Genomic DNA, 20524 nt, shown 5'->3' with positions numbered 1-20524 from the left:
GGATTCCAATAGTAACTAGTACTGTGTGAAACAATGCCGAATACATCGAAAAGGGTGCTGTTTCGGGTGGAAATTGTCCTCATACGAACCAGAGCTGCCACAGATCACCTATATCCGCATAAGAATGTCTCGTCGAAGTACATATCAAAAGCATTAATACTCACCGGCTAATGTCACTTTAAAAGAAGTAAGCGCATTTCTCCTCGTGGTGTCCGAGCTACGACGAGGATGCTAATACTTCCCGATCCCAGAAACCAATGAACTACAGGAGTTTCGACCACCTCAGTGCTGATACGCAGGAGTGGATCGTCGATCTACCAAACGACCTGGATCTGATCGTCGGAATACCGAGAAGCGGGATGCTAGTGTCAAACTTACTTTCGCTGCATCTCAATCTCCCGATGACGGATATCGACGGGTTGCGGGAGGGCAGACTCCTACAGACGGGGGAACGGTACGACGGTGAGTTCGACCTCTCGGAGTTCTCGACGATACTGGTCGTCGACGACACCGTCTACACCGGGAGCGAAATGACCGATGCGCAGTCGACCATTGACGGGTTTGATCTGTCCGCGGACGTGTACTACGGCGCTGTGTACGTGGACGAGGGTTCCGAGCGGTTCGTCGATACCTACGCCCAGACCCTACCGTTCCCGAGGGTATTCGAGTGGAACATGATGCACCACGACTTCCTCGTGGATTCCTGCGTCGACCTTGACGGCATCCTCTGTCGCGATCCGACGCCCGAAGAGAACGACGACGGGCCGAAATACCGGGAGTTTATCTCGACTGTCGACCCGATCTGTGTTCCCTCGGTGGAAATCGGGCAGATCGTCACCTGCCGACTGGAGAAGTATCGCAGCGAGACCGCCGCCTGGCTCGACGAGCACGGAATCGAGTACGACGAACTGGTGATGATGCAGTACCCGGACAAGGCTACGCGGGTCGCCGCGGGCAACCACGGCGAGTACAAGGCCGAGGTGTACGGATCTTCGGACGCCAAGCTGTTCATCGAGAGCTCACACTCCCAGGCCCGAACGATCGCTATGCAGACGAACAAACCAGTCTACAGCAAGGAGCAAAACCGAATGCTCCAGCAGGGGTATCTGACCCGCGTCGCCAGAAACGGTCGGATGTCCATCGAAGCCGTCAAGTCCGACCCGCTCAGGTACGTCGATCAGCTCAGGTCAGACCCAGTGGACTTCGTCAAGCGGGCCTCGTCGGTGTTTCTCTAGGCCACGTTTTTGCTGAGCGGAGCGAAACGAGTCTTTCGGTGGGAAAACGCCGCCCCTCGCTCCGCTCGGAACGGTCTACGCCTGCTCAGACAGCCACACGAGCAGCCCTTTCTGCGCATGCAGGCGGTTCTCCGCCTGCGCCCAGACGATGGCGTTGTCCGACTCGATGGCGTCGTCGGTGACCTCCTCGCCGCGGTGGGCGGGCAGGCAGTGCATGAACGGCCGGTCTTCCAGCAGGTCCGTCGTGATCTGGAACCCCTCGAAGTCTTCGAGTTTCCGGCCGCGCTGGTCCTCCTGCCCCATGCTGACCCACACGTCGGAGTACACCACGTCGGCGTCAGCCACAGCAGCGTCGGGGTCGTGAGTCGTTTCGGGCGCGTTGCCGAAGGCGGCGGCGCGGTCGGCCACGTCGTCGGAAATGCCGTAGCCCTTCGGCGTGGCGACGGTGAGGTCGAGACCGACCATCGCCGCGCCGATGACGAACGACTGGCAGACGTTGTTGCCGTCGCCGACCCACGCCACGGACACGTCCTCGAAGTCGCCGAACTGCTCGCGAATGGTCAACAGGTCGGCGAGTGTCTGGCAGGGGTGGGCATCGTCGGTCAGCCCGTTGATGACCGGGACCTCGGCGTATTCGGCCAGTTCCTCGGCATCGGCGTGGTCGAACACGCGCGCCATGATGAAATCGACGTAGCGCCCGAGCGCGCGGGCGGTGTCCTTGACCGGTTCGCCGTGGCCCAGGTGGATGTCGTCGGGGCCGAGGAACACGGCGTGGCCGCCCAGTTGCGTCATCCCCGTCTCGAAGGAGACCCGGGTTCGTGTCGACGGCTTCTCGAATATCATGCCGAGCGTCTGCTGATCCAGCAGGTCGCTCGGGCTCCCCCCGCCGTGGTCGGCCTTGATGGCCGCGGCGCGGTCGAGGACGGTCGCCAGTTCGTCGGTCGTGAGGTCGTCGACGTCGAGTATGTCCATGTCAGTCCTCCAGCAGGCGTTCGGTCGCGGTTTCGAGCACCGCGACGGAGCGGTCGTACTCGTCGAGCGGAAGGTGCTCGTTCGGTGCGTGATCGAGGTCCGAGTCGCCGGGCCCGTAGGTCACCATCGGACAGTCCCACACCTTCGCGTAGACGTTCATGTCGCTGGTGCCGGTCTTGCGAAGCAACGTGGGCTCGCCGCCCGCCTGCCGAATCGCGGCCCGGAACGCCCGGGCGGCGCTGGTCCGGGGGCTCTGCATCACCGGTTCGACCCTGTCGTCCCAGTTGACCGTGCCGTTCTCCAGGAACCCGTCTGCGATTTCCCGGATCTCGTCAGTGCTGTACTCCGGCGGGACCCGAAGTTGCACGTCCATCGTCGCTTCGACGCTCAGTCCGTCGCTGGACGTGCCGCCCTTGAAGTCGACGGGCTTGCAGGTGACCCGTTCGAAGACCGGGTGCCACTCGTCCGTCTCGAACTCGTCGTCGACCGCCGACCACCAGTCGATGGCGTCCTGAATGGCGTTGTTCTCCGGGCGCGAGGAGTGGCCGGACTCGCTCGTCGCGACGTACGTTCCGGCCAGCAGGCCGCGGTAGCCCAGCGTGATGCCCTCCCAGCCGGAGGGTTCGCCGTTGACGACGGCGTCTGGGGCCTCGTCGCGGTCCTCGACGAGGTGGCGCGCGCCGCGGGAGTCGACCTCCTCGCCGACGACGCCGACGAAGGAGGCCCCCGTGCGGACGGCGGCCACGGCCATCGCGCACAGCGGGCCCTTCGCGTCGACGCTGCCGCGACCCCACAGCACGTCGCCGTCCTCGGTCTCCTCGACGCGGACCGGAATGTCACCCGGGACGGTGTCGATGTGGGAGGTGAGGAGGACGCCGTCGTCGGCTGGCGCGCGGACGTTGCCGACCTCGTCGAGATACACCTCGCGGTCGTGGGCCTCGAAGAACTCCGCCAGTCGTTCGGCCGCCTCTGTCTCGTTCCGCGAGACCGACGGGGTGCGGACGACCGCTTCGAGGAGGTCGCGGGCCTCCGTGTCGGCCTCGCGGCTCGCGGCTTCGCTCATTCCACCACCTCCGCCATCGCGTCGACGACGGCGTCGGCGTGGGACTCGTCGATGGTCAACGGCGGAAGCAGGCGGACGACCGTGCGGCCGGCCGGCAGCGCGAGCACCTGATGGTTCAGTGCGAGTTCCTTCAGCGCCGCGTTCGCGCCGCGGCCGACCTCGACGCCGATCATCAGGCCCTCGCCGCGGATGTCCCGCACCTCGTCGCCGATGGCAGCCTCCAGTTCGGTCAGGAGGTAGTCGCCCATCGCGGCGGCGTTTGCGGGAACCTCGTCGTCGATGACGGTCGAAACGGTCGCGCCGGCGGCCGCCGAGATGACCGGCCCGCCGGAGAACGTCGAGGCGTGGGAGCCGTAGTTCTCGGCGATCCAGTCCCGACACAGCGTCGCGCCGACGGGGAGGCCGTTGCCCAGCCCCTTCGCCGCGGTTATCATGTCCGGCGCGACGGCGGCACGCTGTGAGTTCCACAGCGCACCGGTCCGGCCCATCCCGGTCTGGACCTCGTCGAAAATGAGTGCGGCCCCGGCGTCCTCGGTGATCTCCCGTGCGGCTTCGAGATAGCCGTCCGAGGCCGGGTTGATGCCGCCCTCGCCCTGGACCGGTTCGACGATGAACGCGGCCGTGTCCTCATCGACGGCCTCGTCCAGCGCCTCGCTGTCGTCGTAGGGGACGAACTCCACGTCGCCGATGAGCGGCTCGTAGGGCTTCTTGTACTTGTTCTTCCACGTCGTCGCCAGCGCGCCCATCGTCCGGCCGTGGAAGCCCTGCATCGTCGCGACGATTTTCGAGTCCCCCGTCGCCGACCGGGCGAACTTCAGCGCGGCCTCGTTGGCCTCGGTCCCGGAGTTACAGAGCCAGGTCTTGTCGATGGGGTCCGGTGCGGTGTCGGCGAGCAGGTCGTACAGCGCCGTCCGCTCGGCGTTCGGATACGACGCCTGGACGTACGTGATCTTCTCTAGCTGCTCGCTGACGGCGCTCTGGACCGCCGGATGGCCGTGGCCAAGCGGGACACAGGCGTAGGACGCGCCCATGTCTAGATACTCTGTGCCGCCGTCGTCGTATACGTAGGCACCGTCGCCACGTTCGATCTGGATGGGTTTCTCGTTGAAGACGAATCCGCTCATTGTTCCTCCGTCGCTGTCTGGTCTGTGTCCTGTTCGAGTGCGCTCGCGTGGACGTGGGTCCCGTCGCCGTCGAGCGCCGACAGAATCGGCTCGTCGGCGTTGGCGTCGGCCACCACGACCTCGGGTGCGCCGCCGTCGAGCGCCTCCTCGGCGGCCATGATTTTACGGCCCATGAACCCCTCAGCAGCGGCTTCGAGGGCGGCCCAGTCGCTTGCCGTCTCGACCGACTTGATGAGCGTCGACGGGTCATCTGGGTCCGCGTAGACGCCCTCCACGTCGGTCAACAGCACCAACTGCGCGTCGAGTTCGCCGGCAATCGCCGCGGCCGAGCGGTCGGCGTCGGTGTTGACGGGAATCACTTCGCCGTCGTCATCTCCCGCCATGGGTGGTGCAGCGACCGGCGTGTACCCGTCGTCGAGCAGCGTCTCCAGCAGGTCGCCGTTGACCTGCTTGATGGTCCCCGAGTGGTCGCCACGACGAATCTTCTTCTTGCCGTCCTCGACGACCCGCACTGCGGACTTCCGTGGTCCGTAGAGCAGTTTGCCGTCGACGCCGGAGAGTCCGACCGCGTCGACGCCCTCGCTCTGGAGGCCGGCGACGAGCTGGGTGTTCAGGTGGCCGAAGGCCATCTCGAACACCTCCATCGTGGTCTCGTCGGTGAACCGGCCGACGACGCCCGACGGCGTCTCGACGTATTCGGGCTCGACGCCGAGCCGTTCGAGCGTCTCGTCGACTTTGGTGGAGCCACCGTGTACCACGACGACGCGCTCACCATCGGCCACTAACGATGCCACGTCCGCAAGCGCCCCCGCGGGGTCGACCGCGCGAGCGCCTCCGACTTTGATAACTACTGTCATAAAAACAACCTCCAGGAGTTACGGTGCGCCGACGGGGTGGAGCCCCTGGAACTCCAGGCCCGCCGTCTCTTCGATGCCGAGGGCGACGTTGGCCGCGTGGACCGCCTGGCCCGCCGATCCCTTCATCATGTTGTCGATAGCCGAGAACACGACCAGTCGCTTGTTGCCGGGGTCGAGTTCGAAGCCGACCTCGGCGCGGTTCGTCCCCGCGACCGACTTGGGCTCAGGGTAGCGGTAGACGCCACCGCCGCCGGCGACGAGTTCGACGAACGGTTCGTCCTCGTACTCGCCGCGGTAGGCCCCCCAGAGGTCGCCCTTCGAAACCGGGCCCTCCGGAAAGACGTGGCAGGTCGCGCTCGCGCCGCGGATCATGTCCACCGCGTGGACGGTGAAAGACACGTCGAGACCGAGGAACTGCTGAATCTCGGCCTCGTGGCGGTGGCCCGTGGGCGCGTACGGGCGGACGACGCCCGAGCGCTCCGGATGCGAGGATGCCTCGCCGCCGCCGGCCCCGCCCTCGCTGGAGCCGACTTTCACGTCGACGACGACCTGCTCGTCGCCGGAAAGGATGTCGGCCTCGAACAGCGGGAGCAGGCCCAGAATCGTCGCCGTGGCGTTACAGCCGCCGGAGGCGATGAGGTCGGCCCCTTCGAGATTGTCGCGGTTGAGTTCCGGCAGGGCGTACTCGCTCTGGTCAAGCAGTTCCGGGCGCGTGTGCCCGTCGTACCACTCGTCGTACTGGGCCTCCGAATCGAGTCGGAAGTCCGCCGAGAGGTCGACGACCGTGCCGGCGGCCTCCTGGAAGGCATCGATCTGCTCCATCGAGACGCCGTGGGGCGTCGCGGCGAACAGCACGTCGACCGACTCCAGGTCCGCCGGCGAGGAAAAGCGCAGGTCCGAGTGCCGGAGGTTCGGATGGGAGTGCCCGATGGTCTTGTTCTCCTTCGAGCGGCTGGTGGCCTGGGCCAGTTCGAACTCGGGGTGGCCATCGAGGATGCGAAGCAGTTCCCCGCCGGTGAAGCCGGAGCCGCCGACGACACTCGCCGTGTACGTCATGCTGTCACCTCGGCGTCGGCTTCCGTCGCCGCCTTCTGTTCGAGCCAGTCGACGACCTTCGCGGGCACGTCCACGTCGGTGACCTCGTTCAGCGCCTTGAACTCGACGGTGTGGTTGACCTCGTGGACGGTGTAGTCCTCGAACTCGCGCGCGTCCTGGGTGTCGCTTTGCGACACCCCGACTTCCATCAGGTCGATACCGAGCAGTCCGCCGCCGACCGCGTCGGAGGCCTTCTCGACCAGTTCCAGTGCGCGGTCGTCCAGTTCGAACTCGTTGGTCTCCGCGCCCTTCGCGGCGTTCGTGAGCCAGTGGTCCGAGGAGCGAACCATCGCCGCGATGGGTTCTCCGTCGACGGCCAGGACGCGCATGTCGCGACCGGGCTTGTCGACGAACTCCTGGACGTAGAAGATCTTGTGCTCGTAGTGGCCGAGCGTCTCCTTGTGTTCGAGGATGGCCTCGGCGGCCGAGCGGGAGTCGATCTTCGCCATCAGGCGACCCCAGGAGCCGACGACGGGCTTCAGGACGCAGGGGTAGCCGAACTTCTCGATGGATTCCAGCGCCGCGTCCTTTGTGAACGCCACGTCGGTGTTGGGCGTCGGCACGCCCGCCGCTTCCAGCGCGAGGCTGTTGTTGACCTTGTCCGCGCAGGTGTCGGCGACCTCTGGCCCGTTGACCACGGGGACGCCGTAGGCCTTCGCGAACTTCGTCGCGTACACGCTGCGGCTGGTCGCCAGACAGCGGTCGACGACGATGTCCAAATCTTCGAAGGCCTCGGGGGCTTCGTGGATGTTGAACTGCTGTTTGCGAACGTCTATCTTCTCGATCTCGTGGTCGCGCTCGCGCAGTTCCGACAGCAGGAGCTTCTCGTCCCGGCGGATGCGCGAGTAGAGGAGTCCGACTTTCATACTGAGTCCTCCGTGGGTTCGCGGCTCGCGGCGTCGAGCGCCACGGTCACGTACGGCGTCGAGCGCCGCGCCACCGCGAACACCTCACTCACCCCAGTCCTCTTCGAGCTCGGGTGCGCTGTCGAGCTCGACGGGGTCGGCGCCGACGACTTCGAGTTCGGCACCGCAGGTGGCACAGTCAACGATCTCTCCGACTTCGAGGTTGTCGTGCAGGGACACGTCCGCCCCGCACTCGATGCATTCTGCCATTGTAGTTCATCCTGTGACAGGGATCCACTTAAAGCCTTCGAACATATCAGAATAAATTTACTACACAGACAGCACTCTAATGGTGTGAAAGGCCCGAATCCACTACGTTTCTGAATCGTATATCAGAATTATGGTATAATTGTCCCACGAGGGGACGGTGGTCGCTCAAACATACCGGTCCACCTCCGTCTGGCGGCGGTCAGCCGCCTGTGAAACAGCCTGCCGGCGGTCAGCCAGTACCTCGCGGTCAGCGGCGAGAGCGTCCGCTGCTACCGACACCTGCTCGGCAACAGCGTCGGGGGCCGGGCCGCCGCGAGAGTCCCGCATCGCGACACTTTCGGTCGGGTCGAGTGCGGCCGAAAGCGCCTCGCGGTCGACGTAGGCTGACAGGGGTTCGCCAAGCACGTCTTCGGCGACGGCCGACAGCGCCTCGTACTCGGGCGCGTCTTCCTCGGGACCCAGCTGCGCGGCGGCCTCGGCGACGACCTCGTGGGCCGTCCGGAACGGCACGCCGGCCATCGCCAGCAGGTCGGCCACGCCGGTCGCCGTCGCGAACCCGTCGGCCGCCGCGGCTTCGAGCCGTTCGGCGGGCCAGTCGGCGGTCGCGACCGCGCCGGCGGCGACCGCGGTGCTCTCGGTGACGCTGTCGATGGCGTCCCAGGCGTGGCGACCGGCGCGCTGGAGGTCGCGGTTGTACGCCCGGGGCTGGCCCTTCAGATTGGTCAGCAGGCCGTTCAGCCCGGCGACGGCGTCGCCCGTGCGACCGCGGACCAGTTCCAGCGTGTCGGGGTTCTTCTTCTGGGGCATAATCGACGACGTCGAGGCGTAGTCGTCGTCGAGGTCAACGTGGCCCTTGCTCGCCATCACGACCACGTCCTCAGCCAGCCCTGACAGATTCGTCGCCAGCGTCGCGACGGCGCTGGTGGCCTCGACGAGGAAATCGCGTGTCGCCGAGGCGTCCATCGAGTTCTCCGCCACCGAGTCGAATCCGAGCAGTTCCGCGGTGCGCTCGCGGTCCACATCGAAGGGCGTCCCGGCGAACGCGGCCGACCCAAGCGGGTTCTGATTGACCCGCTCGTAGGCATCGAGCAGACGTGCGGTGTCGCGCTGCAGCGCCTGCTCGTAGGACAGTACCCAGTGGGCGACCGTCGTCGGCTGGGCGGGCTGGAGATGCGTGTATCCCGGCATCACCGTCTCGCGCTCGGCGCGAGCCACTTCGATGAGTTGCTCGCGGGCCCCGACGACAGTTTCGACGAGGTCCAGAACGTCCGCACGCAGCCGGTAGCGGATGCAGGCCGCCACCTCGTCGTTGCGCGAGCGGGCGGTGTGCATCTTCCCGCCGTCGGGACCGACGCGCTCGATGACCGCGCTCTCTATCGCCTCGTGCACGTCCTCGCCGTCGGGCAGCGCCTCGTGGCCCGCGTCCTCCACATCCGCCAGCGCGGCCAGTACCTCGCCGGCCGTCTCGCGGTCGATGATATCCTGTTCGGCCAGCATCACGACGTGGGCGCGGTCGACGGCCAGGTCGGCCGCGAAGATGCGCTCGTCGTCTGACAGCGAGGAGAGGAACGACCGGGCGGGCCCGCCCGCGAAGCGGTCGCGGCGGACGACCGCCTCACCGCCGGAGTCGGCGCTCGCGTCTCCCGTCTCGTGGTCCTCGCCGTCGCTCATTCGCTTACTCCTCCGTGGCCTCGCTCGCGGCGTGGTCGCCGCTGCCGTCCGTCACGGCGGCCCCTTTCTTCGCATCGTTCAGAATCTTGTTCGCGAGACGGGACTGGAAACCGTGGTACTTCGCGACGCCGGTCGCGTCCTGCTGGGTGATACCGCCGGAGACGTCCTCCTCGTTGAACGAGGCCGCCGACTCGCTGTAGACGGCGTAGTCGGATTCACGCGAAACGGCGCGGCAGTGCCCGCCTTCGAGTTTCACCGTGACGGTCCCGGTGACGCGCTCGTTGGTGTCGTCGATGAACGCCTCGAGCGCGCCCGTCAGCGGCGCGTCGACGAGGCCCTGGTAGGCCTTCTGAGACCACTCCTGGTCGACCTGGGCCTTGAACTGGCGTTCCTCCTGCGTGAGGACGAGCCCCTCGAGCGCCTCGTGGGCCGTCAGCAGGACGGTGGCCGCGGGGTGTTCGTAGTTTTCGCGGACCTTGAGCCCGAGCATGCGGTCTTCCATCATGTCCGTACGGCCGATGCCGTGGGCGCCCGCCTGCGCGTTGAGTTGCTCGATGAGTTCGACGCCGCCGAGTTCCTCGCCGTCGACGGCGACCGGGATGCCGTCCTCGAACGCGACCTCGACGAGTTCGGCGTCCTTGTCGGAGGGGTTGTCGGTCCACTTGTAGATGTCGTCCGACGGGATAGTGCTTGGGTCTTCGAGTTCGGAGCCCTCGATGGAGCGGCTCCAGAGGTTCGTGTCGATGGAGTAGCGGCCGCCGTCGCCGCCCTCAACGGGCAGGCCCTTCTCCGCGGCGTACTCGTTTTCCCACTCGCGGGTGAGTCCGAGTTCGCGCACCGGCGCGATAACATCCAGGTCGGAGTCACGCCAGACGGCCTCGAAGCGGAGTTGGTCGTTGCCCTTGCCGGTACAGCCGTGGGCAACGGCCGAACAGCCCTCTTCTTCAGCGACCGAGAGAATGGCCTTGGCGATGACCGGGCGCGCGAGGGCAGTCCCGAGCGGGTAGCCCTGGTAGTCGGCGTTGGCTTTGACGGCCTCCATACAGAGGTCCGCGAACTCCTCGGTCGCGTCGACGACGTGCTGTTCGACGCCCAGCGCCTCGGCGGTCTCCTCGGCCTCCTCGAACTCGTAGTCGGGCTGGCCGACATCGACGGTGACGCCGATGACCTCGTCGTAGCCGTACTCTTCTTTCAGCAGCGATACGCAGACTGTCGTGTCGAGCCCGCCCGAGAAGGCGAGCGCGACGGTTCCGTTTCCTTCTGGCATGGATGTGTTCTGAATTGGTTCCGTGGTGTGCCTGTCGGTTTCTCGATCGAACAACAGATCGAGTATCCCATCGAACCGACGACGACGGCGTCTAGCGACGAAACGAACCTGTCGAGTGAAGAGTAAGTAGTAGTGGGCCTAGAAACGGCCCGGTCGTCGTCGTCGTGGGGAGAAACGGAGGGACCCCTCGCTGTCCGCAGCGAGCATCGTGGAGCGAGAGGTCCGCGTCATGTACTACCTGCTGTGTGATTCGAGTACTAATAGTTTCCGTGTTAGTAGTGGCGTGTGTATGGTCCCCAGACACATGGACACAGTAGCCATCGCATCGCCCGTAGCGGCCAGTAGCGGCACGCAGACCGCTGTGTGACGAGCGTTAAACAGTATCTTCGCCTTCTTTTGTGCTATTGGCCAGCGTCGACAGTGTCGGACCCGACGTCGGTCGGCGGCTCGGTTTCACCGCCATCGGTGGCCGTCTCGTTGGCCGGCGTGGCATCGATATCGTCTGTCCGTTCACCTGCCTGAGTTCGTTCCCGCTCGACCCCGGGACGGTCGTCTGCCTCGGAGCGGTTCACCGCATCGCCGCCGCGGTCGCCGGCAGCGTCAGGTCGAGCCTGCTGTCCGACGTTCGGCCCGGCGATACCCTGTGCGATAGCGGCGACTTCCGGACCACTCAGTTCGCTCGCGCGCTGTGAGAGGGTCTTGATTGCCGCCGCGTCGACGCCCTGCCTATCCAGGGCTCCGGCGGGGAGCTGGCTGGCGGTTTCGTTCGTTTCGTTAGCCAGTCGCTGAACGTTCTTCGTTTCGGCGTGGAGCTGTGCAGCCTTCGCCCGGTACTCGCCCTCCCTCATCGAGCCGTTCTCGCGGGCCTCGGCGAGCGCCTGCTTTCGCTGTTCCAGCTCCGCGAGTCGTTCCTCGGAGTCGTTCAGTTGGTCGGCGACGACAGACGCCTTCGCGTCGTCAGTGTTCGCCTGCGCGATGCGGATCCCGAACGTCCGTGACTGGACCTCACCGTCAAGTTCAGCTTCCTGCACGCTGACGACGCCCGCCAGCTGTGCGCCGGGGGCCGTCGCGTTCTCGTCGGCCTGTTCGGTCATCGTTTCAGTCTCCTGTGCCATCGTCGCGGCGGGCACCGCGGCGAGCGTGCTCACCACGAGCACGACTGCCAGCAATACCGGAGTGGCTCGTCTCATTATAGCCGTTACTTGACCACCGAACACCCTATAAACAGGAGTCAATGATGCCGGGTTAGCGCCGATTAAGCCGAATTAAAACCGCAGTACTGCGACCGTATCAAGTGATAGGTTCGGGTGAACTGTCGGTACCTTTATTACTGTGTTTCGCCGCCGCTGTCGGCTCCGTCGCTCCCGTCACCGTCCCCACCAGTCACGTCGGTGTCCGGCAGCGTCACCACGTTCTCCCGGCCGATACGGAACGTCTCGACCTTGTCTTCGTCGCGCAGGCCGCCGATGACCTGACTCGTCTTGGCGTCGGTCCAGTCGAGTTCGCCGGCCACCTGCTGCTGTTTGAGCCGCCCGCCGTTCGATTCGAGCAGTTGCAGGACCTGCTCCTCGTTGCTCAAGAGTTCGGCCGGCGGTGCGCCAGCGTCGGGGTCCGTGCCGGCGGCCGTCTCCGCTTCGGAACCATCCGACTCGACCATCGACGCCGGCGGTTCGGCCGGCTCACCGCCGCCGAGCACGCCGTACCGCCGAAGGGCGTACGCCCCGACGGCGATGCCAACCAGCGCGAGGAGTCCGCCGATGAGGAGTCCGTTCGATCCGTCCTCCCCGCTAGCGGCGTCCCCCGGACGGACGACCACTCGCGGCTCGTTTTCCCCGAACGTCTGTTGCCCCCGCCAGGTGACAGAGGCGTTCTCCCGTTCGTCGGCCTGTGGCGCGACGGAGTCAGCCTGGTAGTTCGCCGGCCAGCGCACGGTCAACGAGGTCTCGCTGTCCAGAAACAGCCCCGAGAGCGCGTCGCCGATCTCGATGCGGTCGCCGGAGACACCGGCGAAGTTCGTCCACTGGAACCGATAGGTGATGACGCCGTACGTCTGGCCGAACGTCTCCTCGCGCGCGGTCACACTGACGTTTTCGATAGCCATCTCGCGGCCGGTTGCGTTCTCCGCGGCCCCAGCGGTGCTTTGCATCCGGCTCTCGAAGCGGTCCGTGTACGCCGACGGGTTGGCCTGAATATCCGCCCGCAGGTCCTCGAATGCCTGCGTTGCGTTATCGTCGTCTAGTCGGATTCGGTAGGCGACCGTCCAGTCGGCCGTTCCATCGGGGTTCACGTCCGCCGTCATCACGACCACGTCCGCGTCGACGGACTGCTGGCCGAGGCTGCCGAAACCGACTCCGGTCGCTGTCGGTACAAGCAGTGCTATCGCGACGAATACGACGACCAGCGTTCCAGCGCTCCGGCCCATCCTACCGCGGCTATCCCCTCAGCAGGTATATCGTTTATTGCCGATTGTGTGAACTGATAGTCAGCGGCCTTGCATCACAGGCCGCTTCCGTGCCGCACCCGAATGGTCAGCTCCCACAGCCACAAGGGGTTTGCCCCACGAGGGAGTCCTGTCGAGCATGGACAGAGCCAAACTGGACGTGGACACACTGCTGAAGATTGTCCTCGTCCTCGTTGTGGTCTGGTTAGTGCTCGAAATTATCGGTGGGATTCTGGGGGTATTGGGGTGGCTTCTCGGGCCGCTCCAGCCGATACTCGGCGTAGTGCTGATCGTCCTCATCGTCCTGTGGCTGCTCGACCGGCTGTAGGACCGCGCTCTTTTTGCCCGCAGCGAGCGACCCGCTCACTGTGTACAGCATCAACGTCCCGCTCCCGTCGGCAGTCACGTCGCTGGCGGCCGACCTCGCAGCCGAACTGCCGCTCGCACAGCGGCGGGGTCGGGGCGAGCACACGTTAGTCGCCAAGCGACTGGGCAGCGGCGACCACGCGGCCTACGCGCGACTGGAAGCGCAGGGGCGTGAGGCGCTTCGCGGCCAGCCGGCGTTCGAGGCGCGGATTTCGGGCGTCGAGCAGTTCGAGACGGCCGTGACCGGTCCATCGCCGGTGGTGTATCTCGCCGTCGAGAGCCCGGGGCTTGTCGCCCTGCACGAGCGGCTCTGCGAGCGGTTCGATCCCGTCGACGGCATGGAGGGCGACGAGTACGTCCCGCACGTAACCGTCGCCCGCGGCGGGGACCGCGACGCGGCCGCTCGGCTGGTCGAGCGGGACATCGAGCCGATCCGGTGGACCGTCGACGAACTCTCGTTCTACGACGCTGACCGGAACCAGCCGGTCAGTCGGGTGTCGCTGCCGGGGTAACGCCGGTCGGTCGTCTGTCCCGGCACAATGGCGAACAGGCGGCACGGGTCGGTCCCGGCGCGGTGTGCCGCGCAATCGCTGAGCGCGCCGGGTCGTGGCTACGTCACGGCGGCGGTGATCCCGGCCTCGGATATAAACGGTCGCACCGAAAGCAACGCTTTTGGAGCGGCCTGCCATCGAGTACGTATATGGATTACCGGGAAGTCGACAGTACGTCCGAGTACGTCTGCCGACTGGCACACGGCGCGGACTGGCGGGGCGAAATCGAGGCCTTCGCGGACGAACAGGGCATCGACGCCGGCTTCTTCTACGGGCTCGGGGCGGTCCAGGACGCGGAGCTCATGTTCTACGACCAGGACCGGACCGAGTACGACTCGCTGACCTTCGACGAACCGCTGGAAGTCGCCGCCTGTATGGGCAACATCTCGCAGCTGGACGGGGAGCGGTTCGCCCACACTCACGCCGTTCTCTCGCGGCCCGACGGCGAAGCGATTGCCGGCCACCTGAACGCCGGCACAGTCTGGGCGGGCGAGCTGTACGTCCGCGGGTTCGACACGGCACTGGAACGGGAGCACGACGAGCCGACCGACCTCGACCTCTGGAACATCTAAGATGCGGGAGGCCGACGAACAGTACTTCGAGACGCTGGAAACCCAGCTCGAAGCCGCCTTCGACGTCGCCGAACGGGCCAAGGAGCGCGGCGGCGACCCGAAGCCAGAAGTCGAAATCCCGACCGCGCGCGACATGGCCGACCGGGTCGAGAACATCCTCGGCATCGACGGCGTCGCCGAGCGGGTTCGAGAGCTGGAGGGGCAGATGTCCCGCGAGGAGGCCGCGCTGGAACTGGTCGAGGACTTCGTCGAGGGGACTGTCGGCGACTACGACAGCCGCGAAGGGAAAGTCGAGGGGGCGGTCCGGACCGCCGTTGCCCTGCTGACCGAGGGTGTCGTCGCCGCCCCGATAGAGGGCATCGACCGCGTCGAACTGCTGGAAAACGACGACGGGACGGAGTTCATCAACGTCTACTACGCCGGCCCGATCCGCTCCGCCGGCGGGACCGCGCAAGCGCTGTCGGTGCTGGTCGCCGACTACGCCCGCGCGCTGCTGGGCATCGACCAGTACAAGGCCCGCGAGGAGGAGATCGGCCGCTACGCCGAGGAGATCGACCTCTACGACAAGGATACCGGCCTGCAGTACTCGCCCAAGGAGAAGGAGACGAAGTTCATCGCCGAGCACATGCCCATCATGCTCGACGGCGAGGCGACCGGCGACGAGGAGGTGTCCGGGTATCGCGACCTCGAACGTGTCGACTCGAACTCGCCGCGTGGCGGGATGTGTCTGGTACTGGCCGAAGGGATTGCCCTGAAAGCGCCGAAGATCCAGCGCTACACCCGGAACTTAGACGAGGTCGACTGGCCGTGGCTGCAGGATCTCATCGACGGGACCATCGGCAAGGACGAGGCCGACCAGGCGGACGGCTCGGAAGACGCGAGTGGAGACGACGCGAGCGAGGGAGCGGACGACGGCGGCGAGGACGACGCTGACGAGCAGTCGGGGCCGCCCCGCGTCGAGCCAGCCGACAAATACCTCCGGGACCTCATCGCCGGCCGACCGGTGTTCTCCCACCCGTCGAAGGCGGGCGGGTTCCGGCTTCGCTACGGGCGGTCGCGCAACCACGGCTTCGCGACCGCGGGCGTCCACCCGGCGACGATGCATCTCGTCGACGACTTCCTCGCGACCGGCACACAGATCAAGACCGAGCGGCCGGGGAAAGCCGCTGGCGTCGTGCCGGTCGACACCATCGAGGGGCCAACAGTCCGCCTGGCCAACGGCGACGTGCGCCGCATCGACGACGCCGAGGAGGCGCTGGAAGTCCGCAACGGCGTCGAGAAGATACTCGACCTGGGCGAGTACCTGGTCAACTACGGCGAGTTCGTCGAGAACAACCACCCGCTCGCGCCGGCCTCCTACACCGTCGAGTGGTGGGAACAGGACCTCGACGCCGCGGGCGCGGACGTGCAGGCGATGCAGGACTCGCCCCACGTCGACCTCGCCGACCCGAGCGCCGAGGAAGCCATCGAGTGGGCGACCGACTACGACGCCCCGTTGCACCCGAAATACACCTACCTCTGGCACGACGTGAGCGTCGACCAGGTGTGTGCGCTCGCCGACGCCGTCGAGGATGCACAGGTCGCACAGGCCGACGGCGCGTACGCCGACCCGGAGGTGAATGGTACAGCGGGCGAGACGTACAGCGACGACGGCGCGCTCGTCCTGCCCCGCACCGATGCCGTCCAGGAGACGCTGGAACACCTCCTCGTCGAGCACACCCAAGACGACGACACGATTACCGTCACCGACTGGGTGCCGCTGGTGCGGACACTCGGGTTCTCCCGCTCGTTAGAGCGGGACTGGACGCCTGCGGACCTCTCCGAGCGCGCCAAGACCTACGGCGAGAGCGAGTCGCTCGACGCAATCGGGGTTGCCGAGGACGCCGAACGCGAAGACGGCCAGAACGCCATCGAAGCCATCAACGAGATCGCGCCGTTTCAGGTCCGTGAGCGCGCCCCGACCCGCATCGGCAACCGGATGGGTCGCCCCGAGAAATCCGAGCGGCGGGACCTCTCCCCGGCCGTCCACACGCTCAGCCCCATCGGTGAGGCCGGCGGCGCACAGCGTGACGTGGCCAAGGCGACGAAACACGCCGACGGGATGAGCGACACGCCCGGCCGCGTCGAGGTGGAGATCGCCCGCCGGCGCTGTCCCGACTGCGGGACCGAGACCCACCAGGCGAACTGTGTCGACTGCGGCGGCACCACCGAGCCGGTGTACGTCTGCCCCGACTGCGAGGCCGAGGTCGAGCGCGACGAGTCCGGCCGGGCGGAGTGTTCGCGCTGTGAGACGCTCGCTTCGCCGACCCAGTACAAAGTGCTCGACCTGCAAGAGGCCTACCGCGATGCCCTGCAGAACGTCGGCGAGCGCGAGACGGCCTTCGAGCAACTGAAAGCGGTCAAGGGGCTCACCTCCGAGGAGAAGGTTCCGGAGCCGATGGAAAAGGGGATCCTCCGGGCGAAACACGACGTGTCGGCGTTCAAGGACGGCACCGTCCGCTACGACATGACGGACCTGCCGGTGACGGCGGTTCGGGCCTCGGAACTGGACGTCTCCGCCGAGCGACTCCGGGGGCTGGGCTATACGGAGGACATCCACGGCGACCCGCTGACCCACGGCGACCAGCTGGTCGAACTGAAGGTCCAGGACATCGTGCTCTCGGACGGCGCGGCCGAGCACATGCTCCAGACCGCCCGCTTCGTCGACGACCTTCTGGAGCAGTACTACGGCCTGGAGCGGTTCTACGAGTTCGACGACCGCGAGGACCTCGTCGGCGAACTCGTGTTCGGGATGGCCCCACACACCAGCGCGGCGACGGTCGGCCGCGTCGTCGGCTTCACCTCCGCCGCCGTCGGCTACGCGCATCCGTACTTCCACGCCGCCAAACGCCGGAACTGCTTCCACCCGGACACCCGACTGTGGTATGAGGACGAAGGCGGCAGCTGGGAATACGGTCCTATCGAGGAGCTGGTCGAAGACCGGCTGGACGACCCCGAGGAAGACGACTTCGGCACGCTCGTACAGGAACTCGACGGCGAGGTGACCGTGTCGTCGCTGGGCGAGGACGGCCCCTGTCGCCAGCCCGTCGACGCCGTCTCGAAACACCCCGCACCGGACCACCTCGTCGAGATTTCCGTCGGGGACCGAACACTCCGGGTCACGCCCGACCACACGATGCTCCGGGCCGGTCCCGATGGGATCGAGGAGGTCCCGGCCAGCGACCTGACCCCCGGCGACGAACTCCCGGCCTACGACGGCGGCGAGACGACCACGATGACGGCACGCGGCGAGGCCTCGACGGCAGCCACCGACGGTGCAGCCCCGACGGACACCGTCGAGACTGTCGAGTACGTCGAAAGCGACGTGGACCACGTCTACTGTCTCACGGTCGCCGACACGCACCGCGTTGCCGTCGAAGGAACCTACGTCGGCCAGTGCGACGGTGACGAGGACTGCGTGATGCTACTGATGGACGGTCTGCTGAACTTCTCGAAGTCCTACCTCCCGAACCAGCGCGGCGGACAGATGGACGCCCCGCTGGTGATGTCCTCGCGCATCGACCCCAGCGAGATCGACGACGAGGCCCACAACATGGACATCATGGCGTCCTACCCTCGGGAGTTTTACGAGGCCACCCGCGAGATGAAAGACCCGACCGAGGTCGAGGACGTGATGAAGATCGCCGAGGAGACGCTGGGGACCGACCGCGAGTACACCGAGTTCCGCCACACCCACGACACGGCGAACATCGCCGCCGGGCCGGACCTCTCGGCGTACAAGACGCTCGGGTCGATGGAAGACAAGATGGACGCCCAGCTTGAGATCTCCCGGAAACTCCGGGCCGTCGTCGAGAGCGACGTGGCCGAGCGCATCATCGAGTACCACTTCCTGCCGGACCTCATCGGGAACCTCCGGGCGTTCTCCCGGCAAGAGACTCGCTGTCTGGACTGCGGGGAGTCGTTCCGCCGCGCGCCCCTGACCGGCGACTGCCGAGAGTGTGGCGGCCGCGTCAACCTCACCGTCCACGAGGGGTCGGTCAACAAGTACATCGACACGGCCATCCGCGTCGCCGACGAGTTCGGCGCGCGCGACTACACGAAACAGCGGCTCAAGATACTGGAACGGAAAATCGAGTCGGTGTTCGAGAACGACCACAACAAGCAGTCGGGCATCGCGGACTTCATGTGAGCGACAGTAGCACCCGGATTCATCAGGTCGACAGACGGGCGCGTGACGGCCGTCCGACGGGTGTTTTTGCCTGTGGCGGTCCTGTCACGGGTATGGCCTCGTCCCGCGATTCAGCGCCGCCGTTCGACTCCGGGGACCGGTCGGGCTCCCCGTCACCATCGGCCCGACAGACGCCCAGTACGATCTATCAGATACAGATCGCGCTGTTGCGCTCGCAGGTGGCGACACTCGAAACCGCGCTCGAACAGGAGCGCGAACACCGCCAGGCCGTCGTCGACCGGTACGAGCGCCTTATCGACAGCAAATAACCCGCGACTGACTTTCGAAAAATTCCGCCGCGTGTTACTCGTCGCCGAGTTCGACGTAGGTCGTCTCGATGATGCGGCTGTCGCCGTTGAGTCGCTCGATGATGTCCTGTGGCGGCTGTTCGTCGAGGTTGTAGACGGACAGGGCCTCTCCGCCGATGGTCTCGCGGCCGTTGAACATCCCGGCGATGTTGATGTCGGCCTCGCCCAGCACGGTCCCGATGTACCCGATGGTGCCGGGCTCGTCGCGATTGCGGACGACCAGCATGTGCCCGTGGGGGACGGCCTCGATGCGGTGGTCGTCGATGCGGACGATGCGGGGCTCCTCGCCGCCGAACTGGGTCCCACAGACGGAGACGGATTCCTCGCCGTCGGAGACGGTGACGGTGATGAGGCTCTGGTAGTCCTCGGAAGAGCGGGTCTTGGACTCGGTCACGTCGATGCCCCGGTCCTCGGCGATCTGCGGGGCGTTGACGGCGTTGACCTGCAGATCCGAGGGTGCGAACACGCCCTTCAGCGCGCTGGCGGTGACGTACTCCACGTCCTCCTCGGCGATGTCGCCAGCGTAGGTGACCTGCACTTCGGACATGTGACCGCCGAACAACTGCACGGCGATGCGACCGGCAGTATCGGCGAGGTCGAGGTACGGCCCGACCTGCTTGAACGTCGCCTCGTCCAGCGACGGCGCGTTCAGGGCGTTGGCGACGGGCTGGCCGTTGGCCGCGGCGATGATCTGGTCGGCCGTGGAGGTGGCGACGTTCTCCTGTGCCGCCTCCGTCGACGCGCCCAGGTGGGGCGTGACGATGATGTCCTCAACGTCGAGCAGCGGGCTGTCATCGGGCAGGGGTTCCTCGCCGAACACGTCGAGCGCTGCGCCCTTTAGGACGCCGTCCTCGACGGCCTCGGCCAGGGCCGGCTCGTCGATGATGCCGCCGCGGGCGCAGTTGACGACGTAGCCGCCTTCGAGTTCGGCGAGCTCTTCCTCGCCGATCATGTTCTCTGTCTCGGGAGTCAGCGGCGTGTGGATGGTGATGAAATCGGACTTGGCGAGACAGTCGTCGAGGTCATCGACCAGTTCCGCGCCGAACTGGTCGGCGCGCTCCTGGCTGATGTAGGGGTCGAAGGTGACGATGTCCATGCCCAAGCTACCGAGCCGCTTGGCGACCTGCTGGCCGACGCGGCCGAAGCCGACGACGCCGAGGGTCTTGTTGTTGACCTCCGTTCCGAGGAACTCGCCTTTCGCCCACTCGCCGCTTTTCAGGCGGTCGTGGGCCTGGGGAATGGAGCGCGCGGTGGCAAACGCCATCGCAACAGAGTGTTCCGCGGCGGCGCGGACGTTGCCCTCCGGGGCGTTGGCGACGATGACGCCGTGGTCGGTCGCGGCGTCGATGTCGATGTTGTCCACGCCGATACCGGCCCGACCGACGATGATGAGGTCGGGCGCGGCCGCGAACACTTCCTCGGTGACCTCGGTGCCCGAGCGGACGATGAGCGCGTTCGCGTCGGCCACCGCGTCGAGGAGCGCGTCGCCCTCGACCTCGTAGGCTGTTTCGACGTCGTGGCCCGCCTCACGGAGCCGCGTGAGACCGGCATCAGCGATAGGGTCCGTAACGAGTACCTTCATACCGAATCGAACTTACTGGGGCGGCATAACGCTTGTTTTCTCCGTCCGAACGGAGCGGCGTCGGTGCTGGTGGCTGCC

The 20524-nt window shown here is 66.2% G+C and carries 18 protein-coding genes; 6 read left to right on the top strand and 12 right to left on the bottom strand.

Annotated features, from left to right (window positions below):
- Nucleotides 1-257 precede the first annotated feature (257 nt).
- The gene (locus tag C442_RS01285) at nt 258-1235 is read left to right on the top strand and encodes an orotate phosphoribosyltransferase (RefSeq protein WP_008307215.1); all 978 of its coding nucleotides are present in this window, start codon (nt 258-260) and stop codon (nt 1233-1235) included.
- 75 nt (nt 1236-1310) lie between these two features.
- On the opposite strand, the gene argF is transcribed toward C442_RS01285, so the two are convergent.
- From argF to C442_RS01230, 11 genes are all read right to left on the bottom strand, one after another.
- Nucleotides 1311-2207 carry an ornithine carbamoyltransferase gene (gene argF / locus C442_RS01280; protein ID WP_008307214.1) on the bottom strand — a complete coding sequence of 299 codons (897 nt, stop codon included), beginning with the start codon at nt 2205-2207 and terminating at the stop codon, nt 1311-1313.
- A 1-nt stretch (nt 2208) separates the two neighbouring features.
- Entirely contained in the window at nt 2209-3270 is a 1062-nt protein-coding gene (locus C442_RS01275; protein ID WP_008307213.1) for a [LysW]-lysine hydrolase, read from the bottom strand.
- Complete coding sequence (locus C442_RS01270; protein ID WP_008307212.1) at nt 3267-4394, bottom strand: aspartate aminotransferase family protein; 1128 nt, start codon at nt 4392-4394, stop codon at nt 3267-3269. The genes C442_RS01275 and C442_RS01270 overlap by 4 nt, the downstream gene beginning before the upstream one ends.
- Complete coding sequence (locus tag C442_RS01265; RefSeq protein ID WP_008307211.1) at nt 4391-5251, bottom strand: acetylglutamate/acetylaminoadipate kinase; 861 nt, start codon at nt 5249-5251, stop codon at nt 4391-4393. Before C442_RS01265 ends, C442_RS01270 begins: the two co-directional genes overlap by 4 nt.
- Before the next feature lie 18 nt (nt 5252-5269).
- Nucleotides 5270-6307, bottom strand: coding sequence for an N-acetyl-gamma-glutamyl-phosphate reductase (gene argC / locus C442_RS01260; protein ID WP_008307210.1), 1038 nt, complete (start codon nt 6305-6307; stop codon nt 5270-5272).
- Nucleotides 6304-7212 carry a lysine biosynthesis protein LysX gene (gene lysX, locus C442_RS01255; RefSeq protein ID WP_008307209.1) on the bottom strand — a complete coding sequence of 303 codons (909 nt, stop codon included), beginning with the start codon at nt 7210-7212 and terminating at the stop codon, nt 6304-6306. Before lysX ends, argC begins: the two co-directional genes overlap by 4 nt.
- Before the next feature lie 84 nt (nt 7213-7296).
- Nucleotides 7297-7461 (bottom strand): lysine biosynthesis protein LysW, encoded by a 165-nt coding sequence (gene lysW / locus C442_RS01250; RefSeq protein WP_004959888.1) that lies wholly within the window; start codon nt 7459-7461, stop codon nt 7297-7299.
- A gap of 165 nt (nt 7462-7626) precedes the next feature.
- Nucleotides 7627-9132, bottom strand: coding sequence for an argininosuccinate lyase (argH, locus tag C442_RS01245; protein ID WP_008307208.1), 1506 nt, complete (start codon nt 9130-9132; stop codon nt 7627-7629).
- 4 nt (nt 9133-9136) lie between these two features.
- Entirely contained in the window at nt 9137-10399 is a 1263-nt protein-coding gene (locus C442_RS01240) for an argininosuccinate synthase (protein ID WP_008307207.1), read from the bottom strand.
- A 401-nt stretch (nt 10400-10800) separates the two neighbouring features.
- The gene (locus C442_RS01235) at nt 10801-11589 is read right to left on the bottom strand and encodes a hypothetical protein (protein WP_193363399.1); all 789 of its coding nucleotides are present in this window, start codon (nt 11587-11589) and stop codon (nt 10801-10803) included.
- A gap of 137 nt (nt 11590-11726) precedes the next feature.
- Entirely contained in the window at nt 11727-12821 is a 1095-nt protein-coding gene (locus C442_RS01230) for a helix-turn-helix transcriptional regulator (RefSeq protein ID WP_008307205.1), read from the bottom strand.
- 157 nt (nt 12822-12978) lie between these two features.
- On the opposite strand from C442_RS01230, the gene C442_RS01225 reads away from it, so the two are divergent.
- The 5 genes from C442_RS01225 to C442_RS01205 all read left to right on the top strand — a co-directional run bounded on the left by C442_RS01225 (nt 12979) and on the right by C442_RS01205 (nt 18825).
- A complete protein-coding gene (locus C442_RS01225; RefSeq protein WP_008307204.1) occupies nt 12979-13167 on the top strand; it encodes a DUF7554 family protein in 189 nt (62 codons plus the stop codon).
- Nucleotides 13168-13180: 13 nt separating this feature from the next.
- Nucleotides 13181-13717, top strand: a complete 537-nt coding sequence (locus tag C442_RS01220) for a 2'-5' RNA ligase family protein (RefSeq protein WP_008307203.1) — start codon at nt 13181-13183, stop codon at nt 13715-13717.
- 188 nt (nt 13718-13905) lie between these two features.
- Nucleotides 13906-14328, top strand: a complete 423-nt coding sequence (locus C442_RS01215; RefSeq protein WP_008307202.1) for a PPC domain-containing DNA-binding protein — start codon at nt 13906-13908, stop codon at nt 14326-14328.
- Nucleotide 14329: 1 nt separating this feature from the next.
- The gene (locus C442_RS01210; protein WP_008307201.1) at nt 14330-18517 is read left to right on the top strand and encodes a DNA-directed DNA polymerase II large subunit; all 4188 of its coding nucleotides are present in this window, start codon (nt 14330-14332) and stop codon (nt 18515-18517) included.
- A 92-nt stretch (nt 18518-18609) separates the two neighbouring features.
- Entirely contained in the window at nt 18610-18825 is a 216-nt protein-coding gene (locus C442_RS01205; RefSeq protein ID WP_008307200.1) for a hypothetical protein, read from the top strand.
- A 34-nt stretch (nt 18826-18859) separates the two neighbouring features.
- Here the strand turns inward: C442_RS01205 and serA are convergent, their stop codons facing one another.
- On the bottom strand, nt 18860-20446 hold the full coding sequence (gene serA, locus C442_RS01200; protein WP_008307199.1) for a phosphoglycerate dehydrogenase: 1587 nt from the start codon (nt 20444-20446) through the stop codon (nt 18860-18862).
- Nucleotides 20447-20524: the final 78 nt, after the last annotated feature.

The sequence above is a fragment of the Haloarcula amylolytica JCM 13557 genome, from assembly GCF_000336615.1.
Taxonomy (GTDB): Archaea; Halobacteriota; Halobacteria; order Halobacteriales; family Haloarculaceae; genus Haloarcula; species Haloarcula amylolytica.
The sequence above is the reverse complement of the archived record's forward strand: the minus strand, read 5'-3'. Positions and strand labels throughout refer to the sequence as shown.

Bases quoted from the DNA above. Each gene is read 5' to 3' on its own strand.
- C442_RS01285 (WP_008307215.1), top strand. From the start codon at position 258: ATGAACTACAGGAGTTTCGACCACCTCAGTGCTGATACGCAGGAGTGG.
- argF (WP_008307214.1), bottom strand. From the start codon at position 2,207: ATGGACATACTCGACGTCGACGACCTCACGACCGACGAACTGGCGACC.
- C442_RS01275 (WP_008307213.1), bottom strand. From the start codon at position 3,270: ATGAGCGAAGCCGCGAGCCGCGAGGCCGACACGGAGGCCCGCGACCTC.
- C442_RS01270 (WP_008307212.1), bottom strand. From the start codon at position 4,394: ATGAGCGGATTCGTCTTCAACGAGAAACCCATCCAGATCGAACGTGGC.
- C442_RS01265 (WP_008307211.1), bottom strand. From the start codon at position 5,251: ATGACAGTAGTTATCAAAGTCGGAGGCGCTCGCGCGGTCGACCCCGCG.
- argC (WP_008307210.1), bottom strand. From the start codon at position 6,307: ATGACGTACACGGCGAGTGTCGTCGGCGGCTCCGGCTTCACCGGCGGG.
- lysX (WP_008307209.1), bottom strand. From the start codon at position 7,212: ATGAAAGTCGGACTCCTCTACTCGCGCATCCGCCGGGACGAGAAGCTC.
- lysW (WP_004959888.1), bottom strand. From the start codon at position 7,461: ATGGCAGAATGCATCGAGTGCGGGGCGGACGTGTCCCTGCACGACAAC.
- argH (WP_008307208.1), bottom strand. From the start codon at position 9,132: ATGAGCGACGGCGAGGACCACGAGACGGGAGACGCGAGCGCCGACTCC.
- C442_RS01240 (WP_008307207.1), bottom strand. From the start codon at position 10,399: ATGCCAGAAGGAAACGGAACCGTCGCGCTCGCCTTCTCGGGCGGGCTC.
- C442_RS01235 (WP_193363399.1), bottom strand. From the start codon at position 11,589: ATGAGACGAGCCACTCCGGTATTGCTGGCAGTCGTGCTCGTGGTGAGC.
- C442_RS01230 (WP_008307205.1), bottom strand. From the start codon at position 12,821: ATGGGCCGGAGCGCTGGAACGCTGGTCGTCGTATTCGTCGCGATAGCA.
- C442_RS01225 (WP_008307204.1), top strand. From the start codon at position 12,979: ATGGACAGAGCCAAACTGGACGTGGACACACTGCTGAAGATTGTCCTC.
- C442_RS01215 (WP_008307202.1), top strand. From the start codon at position 13,906: ATGGATTACCGGGAAGTCGACAGTACGTCCGAGTACGTCTGCCGACTG.
- C442_RS01210 (WP_008307201.1), top strand. From the start codon at position 14,330: ATGCGGGAGGCCGACGAACAGTACTTCGAGACGCTGGAAACCCAGCTC.
- C442_RS01205 (WP_008307200.1), top strand. From the start codon at position 18,610: ATGGCCTCGTCCCGCGATTCAGCGCCGCCGTTCGACTCCGGGGACCGG.
- serA (WP_008307199.1), bottom strand. From the start codon at position 20,446: ATGAAGGTACTCGTTACGGACCCTATCGCTGATGCCGGTCTCACGCGG.